Origin of the sequence: Vibrio sp. (genome assembly GCF_050299255.1) — a bacterium.
GTDB lineage: Bacteria > Pseudomonadota > Gammaproteobacteria > Enterobacterales > Vibrionaceae > Vibrio.
In genome coordinates, this window is sequence record NZ_JBNKVP010000046.1 from 15,027 (window position 1) to 27,544 (window position 12,518).

The 12,518-nt window shown below is 51.4% G+C and carries 10 protein-coding genes; 4 read left to right on the forward strand and 6 right to left on the reverse strand.

Features of this window, described 5'->3' with window-relative positions; all coding sequences use genetic code 11:
* The first annotated feature begins 201 nt into the window (after positions 1 to 201).
* On the forward strand, positions 202 to 1,950 hold the full coding sequence (locus ACQY6F_RS12680; RefSeq protein WP_428774848.1) for a formate--tetrahydrofolate ligase: 1,749 nt from the start codon (positions 202 to 204) through the stop codon (positions 1,948 to 1,950).
* 175 nt (positions 1,951 to 2,125) lie between these two features.
* Complete coding sequence (msrB, locus tag ACQY6F_RS12685; protein WP_428774849.1) at positions 2,126 to 3,259, forward strand: peptide-methionine (R)-S-oxide reductase MsrB; 1,134 nt, start codon at positions 2,126 to 2,128, stop codon at positions 3,257 to 3,259.
* A 51-nt stretch (positions 3,260 to 3,310) separates the two neighbouring features.
* Here the strand turns inward: msrB and dbpA are convergent, their stop codons facing one another.
* Together dbpA and folE are read right to left on the reverse strand one after the other, a co-directional pair.
* Positions 3,311 to 4,687 (reverse strand): ATP-dependent RNA helicase DbpA, encoded by a 1,377-nt coding sequence (gene dbpA, locus ACQY6F_RS12690; RefSeq protein WP_428774851.1) that lies wholly within the window; start codon positions 4,685 to 4,687, stop codon positions 3,311 to 3,313.
* A 106-nt stretch (positions 4,688 to 4,793) separates the two neighbouring features.
* Entirely contained in the window at positions 4,794 to 5,447 is a 654-nt protein-coding gene (gene folE / locus ACQY6F_RS12695) for a GTP cyclohydrolase I FolE (protein WP_428774853.1), read from the reverse strand.
* Between the two features lie 148 nt (positions 5,448 to 5,595).
* Between folE and moeA the strand changes: the two genes are divergently transcribed.
* On the forward strand, positions 5,596 to 6,831 hold the full coding sequence (moeA, locus tag ACQY6F_RS12700) for a molybdopterin molybdotransferase MoeA (RefSeq protein WP_428774854.1): 1,236 nt from the start codon (positions 5,596 to 5,598) through the stop codon (positions 6,829 to 6,831).
* Between the two features lie 37 nt (positions 6,832 to 6,868).
* A complete protein-coding gene (moeB, locus tag ACQY6F_RS12705; protein ID WP_428774855.1) occupies positions 6,869 to 7,633 on the forward strand; it encodes a molybdopterin-synthase adenylyltransferase MoeB in 765 nt (254 codons plus the stop codon).
* A gap of 83 nt (positions 7,634 to 7,716) precedes the next feature.
* Here the strand turns inward: moeB and gabT are convergent, their stop codons facing one another.
* The 4 genes from gabT to ACQY6F_RS12725 form a co-directional block, all read right to left on the reverse strand.
* Positions 7,717 to 8,994 (reverse strand): 4-aminobutyrate--2-oxoglutarate transaminase, encoded by a 1,278-nt coding sequence (gene gabT, locus ACQY6F_RS12710; RefSeq protein ID WP_428774857.1) that lies wholly within the window; start codon positions 8,992 to 8,994, stop codon positions 7,717 to 7,719.
* Positions 8,995 to 9,046: 52 nt separating this feature from the next.
* Positions 9,047 to 10,006: an agmatinase gene (gene speB / locus ACQY6F_RS12715; RefSeq protein ID WP_428774859.1), complete on the reverse strand. Its 960-nt coding sequence runs from the start codon at positions 10,004 to 10,006 to the stop codon at positions 9,047 to 9,049.
* 23 nt (positions 10,007 to 10,029) lie between these two features.
* Positions 10,030 to 11,475 carry an NAD-dependent succinate-semialdehyde dehydrogenase gene (locus tag ACQY6F_RS12720; protein ID WP_428774864.1) on the reverse strand — a complete coding sequence of 482 codons (1,446 nt, stop codon included), beginning with the start codon at positions 11,473 to 11,475 and terminating at the stop codon, positions 10,030 to 10,032.
* Between the two features lie 123 nt (positions 11,476 to 11,598).
* A partial coding sequence (locus tag ACQY6F_RS12725; protein WP_428774860.1) for an aminotransferase class III-fold pyridoxal phosphate-dependent enzyme occupies positions 11,599 to 12,518 on the reverse strand: 920 nt, incomplete at its 5' end.

Sequence of the window (12,518 nt, forward strand, 5' to 3'; positions counted from 1 at the left end):
TAAGTATCCCCTTTCTTACCACCGAGCATGAACAATTTGTGCGCAAATTTAACCCGCCTCACAGTGACAAACACAATTGGTTATAAAAAACACTACAGCTATCAACCATTCTATCTATAGGGCTTTACAAAGAATTAATAGGCGCTATCATGGCCACGCAAACGATTTCTCCACTGCAATAATCCAATTTAAGAGGTTATTATGCTGTCCGATATAGCTATCTGTCGTTCCACATCACTCAAATCAATACAATCCGTTGCCGAAGCGGCAGGTTTGCTTCCGGACGAAGTTCAGAGTCACGGTCATCACAAGGCCAAAGTCGCTCTGAACAGCCTGAAACGACTAGCCGATAACCAGACAGGCAAATTAGTTGTCGTTACTGCGATAACACCCACTCCTCTAGGCGAAGGTAAGACGGTTACTACCATTGGCCTGGCCCAGGGTATGGCTAAGATAAACCAGTCTGTGATGGCCTGTATTCGTCAGCCGTCAATGGGGCCGGTGTTTGGCGTCAAAGGTGGCGCGGCCGGTGGCGGCTATTCTCAGGTTGCGCCGATGGAAGAGCTAAACCTGCATCTGACCGGTGATATTCATGCGGTAACAGCGGCACACAACCTGGCGTCTGCAGCAGTTGATGCCCGCCTCTACCACGAACAGCGCAATGGTTATGACCATTTTGAACAGCGTAGCGGTCTTAAGGCGCTGAAAATCGATCCTGCGCGTATCGTCTGGAAACGGGTTATCGACCACAATGATCGCGCTCTGCGTATGGTTACGGTCGGCAACAATGAAGAAGGCAAAACCATTAATGGCTTCCAGCGTGAAGACGGCTTTGATATCTCAGCCGCGTCAGAGCTGATGGCGGTACTGGCGCTGGCCAGTGACTTAAAGGATTTACGCACCCGCATCGGTAGACTGGTGGTGGCATACGATCTGGACGGCCAGCCCGTTACGGCAGAAGATCTGCAGGTTGCCGGTGCGATGGCAGTGACCATGAAAGCGGCCATTGAGCCGACCTTGATGCAAACCCTGGAAGGCGTTCCGACTCTGATTCACGCCGGCCCGTTTGCCAATATCGCCCACGGCAACTCGTCAATTATTGCTGACCGTATTGCGACCAAACTGTGTGATTACACCATTACAGAAGGCGGCTTTGGCTCAGATATGGGCTTTGAAAAGGCCTGTAACATTAAGGCTCAGGCGTCCGGAAAGGCGCCAGATTGCGCCGTTATTGTCGCGACCCTGCGTGGTCTGAAGGCCAACTCGGGCTTGTATGACCTGAAACCGGGCCAGGCCATACCGGATTCGCTGTTTGACACCGATGAACAAGCGTTATCCGCCGGGTTTGAAAACCTTAAATGGCATATCGACAATGTTAACAAATACGGCATCCCTGCGGTTGTTGCGATCAACAAGTTCCCGCAAGACAGCGATGCAGAACTGCAGCAGCTGAAGCAGATGGTAGAAGCGCTACCGAATAATGTCGAAGTCGCAATCAGTGAAGCTTTTGGAAAAGGCGGTGAAGGAACTATGGCGCTGGCTGAAAAGGTGGTTGCCCAGTGTGAAAAACCGGTCAACTTTAAGCCTCTGTACCAGTTAGGCCAGTCGATTGAAGAGAAACTGATGGCGGTAGCGGAAATTGGTTACGGTGCTGCCAGCATTACCCTGAGCGAGAAAGCCAAACAGCAGTTGGCGCAATACCAACAGCAGGGTTACGGCAAACTGGCGGTATGTCTGGCCAAAACGCCATTGTCGATCTCTACCGACGGTTCGGTAAAAGGGGCGCCTCGCCACTTTGATGTACCGGTGCGTGAACTTAAGCTCTGTGCCGGTGCCGGCTTTATTTACGCTCTGTGTGGCAACGTCATGACCATGCCGGGCTTGCCCGATAAACCTGCTTTCATGAACCTGGATCTGGATGATGAAGGTAATATCCTCGGTCTTAGCTAAGAAAATCCCACTGACTTTCAACCCGATTTCCCACTGAATCAAGGCGAGCCAATTGGCTCGCCTTATTGATCTTTTTCTCTCAAACAACCATAAATTGTTTCAGGCATGCAATTTTTTCCAGCTTAAGCCGTTCTAATAGAGACAGTTAATCTGACTTTCATCATGTGAGGCCAATATGCTAAGGAATGCGATAGCAACCCTGACACTGACAGCGCTGCTGACTACCCTGACTTCGTTCTGGGTGAATGCGCAGCAGGAAAACCAACCTGCTGCCAGCGGTAAAACCGAACTAGCAACTCTGGCCGGGGGCTGTTTCTGGTGTACTGAGTCCGATCTGGAAAAGCTTCCCGGAGTGGTCGATGTGATTTCCGGATACGCAGGCGGTAACGTCGATAACCCCACCTACCGAGAGGTATCGTCGGGTAAAACCGGACACATAGAAACGGTCAATGTCACCTTTGACCCTGCCAAGGTCACCTTTGAGCAGGTACTTGACCAGTTTTTCCGCCACATCGACCCAACCGATGACCAGGGTTCATTTGTCGACAGAGGCTCACAATATCGTCCGGCGATTTTTTATCACAATGCGCAGCAAAAGCAGATTGCAGAACGCTTTATGGCCGAGATCGACCAATTGGGCATCTTCAAAAAGCCACTGAAAACCGAATTGATCAAATTCACCAAATTCTGGCCTGCCGAGGATTATCACCAGGATTACTACAAACGTAATCCGATCCGCTACAAATACTACCGCTACGGCTCCGGCCGTGATCAGTATCTGGATGAGATATTCGGTGATGACAGAGAAGACCAGCCGAAAACCCTGCGTCAGTTGATCAATGAGCATAAACAGCTGCTGACGCTTAAACCCTACGCAAAGCCTTCTCAGGCTGAGATAAAATCACGCCTGACTAAACTGCAGTACCACGTTACACAGGAGGAAGGCACCGAGCGGGCGTTTGATAACCCATACTGGGACAATAAAGCGGAAGGGATCTACGTGGATATCGTCTCCGGTGAGCCGCTGTTCTCATCGACTGACAAGTACAAATCTGGTACCGGTTGGCCAAGCTTTACCAAGCCGATTAACCCAGGCTACATAGTCACCCACACCGATTACAAGTTGCTCTACGAAAGAACCGAAGTACGCAGCCGGTTTGCCGATTCCCACCTTGGGCATGTGTTTAAAGATGGCCCAGCCCCGACCGGCCTGCGCTACTGCATGAACTCGGCCGCAATGCGCTTTATCCCGAAAGCGGAAATGGCCAAACAAGGCTATGGTGACTACCTGTACTTGTTCGGCGGTTGATAAAAAAGCCAACTCGATGAGTTGGCTTTTCTTTGCTAGTTGGCCGGCAATCTATTTCATCACCCGCGCTTTGAAATTGCGCCCTTTCATCTTGCCGGTTTGTAACTGTTTAAGCGCCGGCTTAACCACCTCATGTTCAAGCGCGACATAAGAGACCATAGGTAAAATATTAATCTTGCCTATCTTTTTACCATCCAGGCCCGCCTGTTTGGTCAGTGCACCTAAAATATCGCCGGCGCGCACCTTCTGCTTTTTGCCACCGAGGATTTGGATAGTCTGCATTTTCGGGTAAAACGGACGCTCAACCGGTTTTTCCGGCAAATCAGACGGAGCAATGGCAATATCCATATACTCATCGATTCGCGCAATGCGGTACGCTTCCTTTTCAGTGTAAAAGCTGAACGCCATTCCTTTAGAGCCCGCCCGGCCCGTCCGTCCAATACGGTGGACATGCACTTCGGGATCGCGGGAGAGTTCAAAGTTAAACACGGCATCCAGGTTATCCACGTCTAAGCCGCGAGCAGCGACATCCGTTGCGACCAAAATAGAGATGCTCTTGTTAGCAAACATGGTTAACGCCTGTTCACGCTCACGCTGCTCCATATCCCCATGTAACTCAACCACACTGAAACCACGATATTTCAGTTCATCGGTGACATTCTGCACCTCTTTCTTGGTGTTACAGAACACCACTGAAGATTCCGGTTTGTGAGTCAGCAGCAGAGTTTCTAATGCTTCATCACGCGTCTGGGTTGACTCCAGCTTGTAGAAGTGCTGCTTAATTGTCGTGGTCTGGTGAGTTGACTCAACTTTGATCATTTGCGGATCACGCATCACTTTTTGCGCCAGCGACGCGATGTTGTGCGGGAATGTCGCGCTGAACAGCAAGGTTTGGCGCTGTTCGGGCGCTGCTTCAATAATGGTATCTATCGCCTCTTCAAAGCCCATCTCAAGCATTCGGTCGGCTTCGTCCAGCACCAGCGTGTTGAGCTCAGCAAGACTAATACGCCCTTTAGACATATGGTCGAGAATCCGTCCCGGTGTGCCCACCAGAATATGAGCGCCATGCTCCAGAGAGCCGATTTGCGGTCCCATTGGCATACCACCGCATAAAGTCAGCACTTTGATATTGTGGATACCGCGCGCCAGAGTACGAATCTCTTTGGCGACTTGATCGGCCAGTTCTCGGGTCGGGCACAGCACTAATGTCTGCACGCGAAAGCGCTTGACGTTTAAATTGCTTAACAGACCAAGGGTGAAGGTGGCGGTCTTACCCGAGCCGGTCTTGCCCTGGCCAATCACATCTTTGCCCTGTAATACTGCGGGTAAAGCTTGCTGTTGAATGGGTGTCATCTCGGTGTAGCTTAAGCTATCGAGCGTTTCCAGCAACTCTGGCCTAAGGCCTAGTGTCTTAAATGAGGTTGTCACTATCTTATCCTTGCAAGGATTTGCCAGAACGAAATGCCTGGCGGAAAAAGTAAAACCGCTTCAAAAGTGAAGCGGTTTTGAATTAGTTGAAATTCAGCGATTTACCTTAGCGGATTCCGTGCAGGAACTCGTGTCGGGTTGCAGAATTCGATTTAAATATGCCACCCAGGGCAGTCGTGGTGGTGACGCTGGTCGCATCCATAACGCCACGCGCCTTAACGCAGTAATGGGTCGCATCTATGGTCACTGCCACGTCATCTGATTCCAGCAGGGTCTGCAGTGCCACCAGGATCTGCTGCGTCATACGCTCCTGTACCTGTGGACGCTGAGCGAAAAAGCGGACGATACGGTTAATCTTAGACAGACCAATGATCTTACCACGTGGGATATAAGCCACCGCCGCGGTACCATCTATGGTCACCAGGTGATGTTCACAGGTACTGGTGACGGTAATGTCTTTTACGCGCACCATTTCGCTGACATTCATCTTGTTTTCGATGACGGTAATCTTGGGAAAATTCTGGTAGTCCAGGCCAGAGAAGATCTCATCGACATACATTTTGGCAATGCGATGCGGCGTCTCTTCCAGGCTGTCGTCGGTTAAATCAAGCTCAAGCAGACCCAGGATTTCACGCATGTGATACTGAATCTGTTCTTTCTTTTCTTCACGACTAAAAGAGTTAGTCCGCATAGGCGTTTCTAACCCTCGGCTCTCAAGCGCGTCTTTTACTAGCTTGGCGGATTCGCTCAGCGCTGACATACCATTTCCTCTTAACTTTACCCCTTTCGGATGGCAGACAAGGATACTCGGATTTTTAAATAATTACACCTCAAATTTAGCCCTGATCATTCTGTGGCAGAGCGGTTCTGTGCTAGAGTCGGGCAGAAAAAAACACAAAGGAAACAACATGGGATGCTGTGATGCTCCGGGCTTAATGCCTATTGAAGACGCGTTGGAACAGATGCTGACGCCAATCAAACCGATTCAGACCAGTCACCTGCTGCCGACAGCTGAGGCGTTAGGCTATGTTTTAGCTGAGGATATTCGCTCGCCGATTTCGGTACCACCTTTTGATAACTCTGCGATGGACGGTTACGCCATCCGTACTGCTGACCTGGCAAAATCCTCTACCCTGCCCCTGGCAGGTAAATCTTTTGCCGGCCAACCTTTTCACGGTGAATGGCCAGAAAATACCTGTATCCGAATTATGACCGGCGCCAAGATCCCGGCTGGCTGTGATGCGGTGATCATGCAGGAAAACACAGAAGTGACCGAGCAAGGAATCCGCTTCCTGCAAACAGACGTTAAACCAGGTAACAACATCCGCCCCACTGGCGATGACATCAATCAGGGCGAACTGGTACTGGCCCAAGGTTCACGCCTGACTCCCCGCGATCTGCCGATGATCGCCTCGCTAGGTATCAGCCGGGTGACTGTATTTCGCAAACCTAAAGTGGCGTTTTTCTCCACCGGCGATGAGCTGAAACCACTCGGTGTCGCGCTGCAGGACGGTGAAATTTACGATAGCAACCGTTACGGCATCAAACCACTGATAGAAAACTTTGGCTGTGAAGCCGTTGATTTGGGCATCATTCCCGACGATCCGGCCAAGCTGAAAGCAACCTTTGAACAAGCCCAAACGCTGGCCGATGTCGTGATTACCTCAGGTGGTGTCAGTGTCGGCGAAGCGGACTACACCAAAGATATTCTGGCTGAGCTCGGTGAGATCGGTTTCTGGAAACTGGCTATCAAGCCCGGTAAACCTTTTGCCTTTGGCAAGTTAAGCACCGCTTGGTTCTGCGGCTTACCTGGCAACCCGGTGTCAGCGGTGCTGACCATGTACGTACTGGTCCAGCCGATGCTGGCGAAACTGGCCGGACACACTGCCTGGCGTGCACCGGAATCGATTCCTGCCATCACACGCAGTGGCTTTAAAAAAGCGCCTGGTCGTACCGACTATCAGCGCGGCATATACCGAATTGAAGATGGACAGTTTGTAGTGGAGTCCACCGGCAACCAGAGCTCGGGCGCTTTCCGTTCGATGAGCCTGGCAAACTGTTTTGTGGTGTTGGAACGTGAACGCGGCCGGGTTGAAGCGGGGGAAACCGTTAATATCCAGCTGCTTAGCCACACCATGTATTAACTGCCATTGCATTACCAGAACCAAGCAGGAGTCAACATTGGAGATACTTTCCGATCAGGAGATGCTGAGATACAACCGGCAAATCATTCTCAAGCAGTTTGATTTTGACGGCCAGGAAGCGCTGAAACAGAGCAAGGTGCTGATATTGGGTGCCGGGGGGCTGGGCTGCGCCGCCAGCCAGTATCTGGCGACGGCCGGCGTGGGACAAATGACTCTGGTCGATGACGACAAGGTTGAACTGTCTAACCTCCAGCGGCAGGTACTCCATCATGACCAGGACGTCGGCCGTTTGAAAGTGGATTCAGCGGCAGACGCCTTAAAAGCTCTGAATCCGTATCTTAGCGTCAAAACTGTCCCAGAGCGCCTGTCAGACGATCCACTGGCACACCTCATTGCCGGGCACGATCTGGTGTTGGACGCTTCGGACAACGTCGCCACACGCAACCAACTCAACCGGCTCTGCTATCAACACAAAGTGCCGCTGGTTTCCGGCGCCGCTATTCGTATGGAAGGCCAGATTAGCGTGTTTACCTACCGGGATGAAGACGCCGCTTGTTATCAGTGCCTCAGTGCGCTGTTTGGTGATGCCAGCTTAAGTTGTGTCGAAGCCGGTGTCATGGCACCAGTAGTCGGTATCATCGGTGCCGTTCAGGCAATGGAAGCGATCAAGCTGCTGGCCAGCTACGGTACTCCTGTCGAGGGCAAACTGATGATGCTCGATGCCCTTAGTATGTCCTGGCGGGAAATGAAACTGTCTAAAATGTCCCACTGCCCTGTTTGCGGTCAGTCAGACTCATCCTGAATAAAACTTCAGACGAAAAAAAACCAGTTGGAATACCCAACTGGTTGTCTGAAAGACATGAACGGAAAAATCCGGGAAAATGCTTATCGGCTCGTGAGTTTCAGCAGACATTCCGCAACTTTATCAAGTCCTTCTTCCAAAACTTCTGGCTCGATTGTCAGCGCTGGCAGGAAGCGAATCACGTTACCTTTTACTCCACATGAGAGCAGGATTACGCCGGCTTCTTTACCGCTGGCAACCAGTGCCTTAGTCAGTTCCTGGTTTGGTGTACCATCTTCATTTTGCAGCTCGATTGCCGCCATCGCGCCGGTGGCACGAACATCAAACAGCTCTGGTACGCGATCTTTCAGTGCATTGAATTTACTGGTAACAATTTCACCAATCGCCAGGGCTTTTTCGCACAGCTGTTCTTCTTCAATGATTTTCAGTACTTCAAGACCAGCAGTACAACCGAGTGGAGAACCTGCGTACGTGCCGCCAAGACCGCCTGCGTCTGCCGCGTCCATCACCTCGGCTTTACCCACAACAGCAGAGATCGGGAAACCACCGGCAATACCTTTCGCCATAGTCATCAGATCGGGTTCAATACCCAGCTGTTCAGTCGCGAACAGAGTACCGGTACGGGCAAAACCCGTTTGGATTTCGTCACAAATCAGCAGGATACCGTGCTGGTCACACAGTTCGCGAACCGCTTTAGCCCAAGATGCTGGTGCTGGATAGAATCCACCTTCACCCTGAACAGGTTCAAAAATGATCGCTGCAACGCGGCTTGGCTCAATATCACAGGCGAAAAGATCCTGCAGCGCCTGCAGTGACGCTTGTTCACTGATACCGTGCAGCTCATTTGGGTAAGGCGCGTGGAAAATCTCAGCCGGGAACGGGCCAAATTTAGTTTTGTACGGTGCAATTTTACCGGTCAACCCCATGGTGTAATGGGTACGGCCATGGAAGCCACCTTTAAAGGCGATCACACCACTACGACCAGTACGGGCGCGAGCGATTTTAATTGCGTTTTCAACCGCTTCAGCACCGGTTGACAGGAAGATGGATTTCTTCGGTGTATTGCCTGGAGCTAGCTCGTTTAAGCGTTCAGCCAGAGAAACAAATGATTCATAAGGTGTCACCATGGCACAAGTGTGTGAGAAACGTTCCAGCTGTGCTTTGACCGCTTCAACGATGCGCGGGTGGCTATGGCCGGTGTTGTTCACGGCAATACCTGAGCCCAAATCGATGTAGCGATTACCTTCTACATCCCACACTTCACCATTTCTGGCTTTGTCTACCCAAATTGAACTTAGGTTACCCATACCTTTGGCAACAGCCTGATCTTTTCTGGCTTGTAGCGTTTGATTGTTGCTCATTCTTATTTTCTCCTTGATACCGTACATTGCGGCATTATCTATCTGTGGGATTTTAGCGTTCTACGTACTTGACGCCGGGCAACACACAGAGCATTTCATACAGTAGGTTAGCGGCGACCACTGAGGTATTTTTGGTGGTGTCATACGGTGGCGCCACCTCGACCAGATCACCGCCGATCACGTTAAGTCCTTTACAGCCACGGACAATTTCCAGTCCCTGATGCACCGTCAGTCCGCCCACTTCAGCCGTACCGGTACCCGGTGCAAAAGCCGGATCCAGTCCATCGATGTCAAAACTGATGTAGACCGGGCCATCACCGAGCTGTTGACGTACTTCCGCCATCAGTGGCGCCAGCGATTTGTACCAACACTCTTCCGCCTGAACGACGCGGAATCCCTGATCCCGAGACCAGTCATATTCATCGATGGAATAACCGGTACCGCGCAAACCGATCTGAACCACTCGGTTACCGTCGATTAAACCTTCTTCCATCGCACGACGGAATGGCGTGCCGTGGGCAATTTTTTCGCCAAACATTTCATCATTGATATCGGCATGAGCGTCTACATGGACCACACCGATTTTGCCGTATTTCTTGCTCAAGGCGCGTAAGATAGGCAATACGATCGTGTGGTCACCGCCGATACTCAGTGGCGTGATGTTGTTGGCAACCACCTGGTCGTAATATTGCTCAATGATGTCGATACTTTTGAGCAGGTTAAAAGTGTTGATTGGCACGTCGCCGATATCTGCCACATTGAGGCTGTTAAACGGATCAGCCCCTGTAGAGACGTTAAACGGGCGCAGCATGCGTGACTCATCACGGATTTCTCGAGGACCAAAACGGGCACCTGGGCGGTTCGATGCGCCAATATCCATTGGCACACCAATAATACCGACATCGACTGCGTCGCTGAGCTCTGCATTAGGCAGACGCATAAAGGTAACCGGCCCGCCAAACCGCGGCATCACGTTCCCACTTAACGGCTGATTAAGCTGTTTATCTTCCATGTGTGCTCCTTGCAAACAGTTAATTAGGCGTTCAGGCCGCCAAAACAGAGATACTTAACTTCTTGGTATTCTTCCATACCCTGGTGGCTGCCTTCGCGGCCCACACCCGATTGTTTTATGCCACCGAATGGCGCAACCTCAGTCGAGATAATGCCTTCGTTGATCCCAACCATGCCGTACTCAAGCTGAGTGGCGACTTTCCAGATTTGATTGATATTCTGGCTGTAGAAGTAGCTGGCAAGGCCGTATTCAGTGTCGTTACACCATTCGATCACTTGTTCGATATTGTCGAAGCGACACAAAGGCGCGACCGGGCCGAATATTTCTTCTCGCATGATCGGGTTATCGTGGCTGACGTTCGTCAGTACGGTCGGGGCATAGAAGTTTGCCCCCTGCTCCAGGCGACGGCCGCCCACTGCAATAGTGGCTCCGTTTGAACAGGCCTCGTCGACTAAAGATGCCACTTTTTCAACGGCAGCCTGGTCGATCATAGGCCCGATTTGCACACCTTCATCGAGTCCGTTGCCAACACGAAGTGCTTCAACGGCAGCGCTAAATTTGGCGCTAAATTCGTCATACACTTCGCTGGCAACATAGAAACGGTTAGCACAAACACAGGTTTGACCTGCATTGCGGAATTTACTCGCAATTGCACCTGCTACGGCTAAATCGATGTCGGCATCGGCAAATACCACAAACGGAGCGTTACCACCCAATTCCATCGATACGCGTTGCACCTGGCTGGCACTCTGCTGCATCAGGATTTTTCCGACACGGGTAGAACCGGTAAATGACAGTTTGCGAATCAGCGGGTTATGGCAGAAGATCTGACCAACCGCCGCCGCACGACTGCTGACAATAGTAGGGAACAGTTCACGTGGCACACCGGCGCGGTAAGCAAGCTCTGCTACAGCCAGGGCACTCAATGGAGTATTGGCCGCTGGTTTGCTGATAAAGGCACAGCCGGCCGCTAACGCAGGCGCTGCTTTACGTGTGATCATCGCAATTGGGAAGTTCCAAGGCGTGATTGCAGCTGCAACACCGACTGGCTGTTTGATGGTTTGCAGTTGACGATTCGCGACAGGCGCTGGGATAGTGTCACCGTAAGCGCGTTTTGCTTCTTCTCCAAACCACTCGACAAATGAAGCACCGTACGCCACTTCGCCTTTGGCTTCAGCCAGCGGTTTACCCTGCTCCAGGGTCATGATCTTAGCCAGGTCATCAGTCGCGGCTATCAATAAGTCGAACCATTTACGAATAATGACCGAACGCTCTTTGGCCGATTTTGCCGCCCAGGCTGGCTGAGCTTTGTGCGCCGCTTCGATGCGTTGCTCGATTTCCTGGTCACTCTCTTCTTTTAGTGCACACAGTACGCTGTCATCAGCAGGATTTGTGACGACCAGTTGCTGTTGCTGATCATTTGTTGCAATCGCCATTGGCAACAGTTGAGGGTCGTTCAATGCTTGAATCCATTTCATGGCGTAATCCTTTAAAAGTGTTTTCACGCTTTGGCATGTTGATGGTCTTAATTGTTAATACTAAGTTACCATCTACACGCCAAAGCACTATTACCTAATGGGGGGTATCCGGGTTTAACCGTTTAACTGTTTGAGTGCGTCTGCCAGAGCCGCAACAAACTGGTCGACATGGCAGTTCTGCAGCATGAAGTTAGGGCGCATCTTAAAGATGTTTTTGCCTTTACCTTCACGACCGACCAGGATGTAACGTTCTTTTAACATTTCCACCAAACGCTGCACGGCTTCCGTCGCCGGTGCTTTGGTGTCTAAATCGGTGACGAATTCCAGGCCAATCAACAGACCGCGGCCACGCACATCACCAATCAGAATATTGGGGTGACTGGTTTCACGACTGACTTTAGCCGCTAGTCGGCTGAGCTGATCGCGGAAGTAATCTCCGACCCTTTGCCCGTGCGCTATCAGATCCTGCTGCTGAATTTCATCGAGTACCGCCAAGCCACCAGCACAAGACACCGGGTTGCCGCCAAAGGTACTGAACAGTTCCGTTCGGTTAATGAATCGGTTCAGGTATTCGCGGCGGGTGATCACGACCCCGAGCGGGTGGCCGTTAGCAACGGGTTTCCCTAAAGTGACAATATCCGCCTCGTGGTCAAAACCGCGGGCTTCACAGCCCCACATTTTCCCTAGGCGACCAAAACCGGACTGCACTTCGTCGGCGATGATCAGGCCACCATTCTGGCGCACCAGATCAGCCATGTTCTGGAAGTACCGGTTACTCACTTCTGGTACGCCGGAAGAGCAGAGTGCGCTGTCGATCATCCAGCTGGACAGGCCATCGCCCTGTTGTTTCAATGTATCGATCGCCTGCTGCGCCTGGGCAAGCAACGCTTCGCTGTTGTCGCCGTGGCGATACCCGTCCGGCGGCGTGAGCCCTTTGATATGCTCAGGTAAGGTTTCAACCAGCGGTGAAATATCGTTCGTGATTGAAGTCATACCATGATAAGCGTCATCGATAATCAGACCACCGCGCTGGC

Bases quoted from the DNA above. Each gene is read 5' to 3' on its own strand.
- ACQY6F_RS12680 (WP_428774848.1), top strand. From the start codon at position 202: ATGCTGTCCGATATAGCTATCTGTCGTTCCACATCACTCAAATCAATA.
- folE (WP_428774853.1), bottom strand. From the start codon at position 5,447: ATGTCAGCGCTGAGCGAATCCGCCAAGCTAGTAAAAGACGCGCTTGAG.
- moeA (WP_428774854.1), top strand. From the start codon at position 5,596: ATGGGATGCTGTGATGCTCCGGGCTTAATGCCTATTGAAGACGCGTTG.
- gabT (WP_428774857.1), bottom strand. From the start codon at position 8,994: ATGAGCAACAATCAAACGCTACAAGCCAGAAAAGATCAGGCTGTTGCC.
- speB (WP_428774859.1), bottom strand. From the start codon at position 10,006: ATGGAAGATAAACAGCTTAATCAGCCGTTAAGTGGGAACGTGATGCCG.
- msrB (WP_428774849.1), top strand. From the start codon at position 2,126: ATGCTAAGGAATGCGATAGCAACCCTGACACTGACAGCGCTGCTGACT.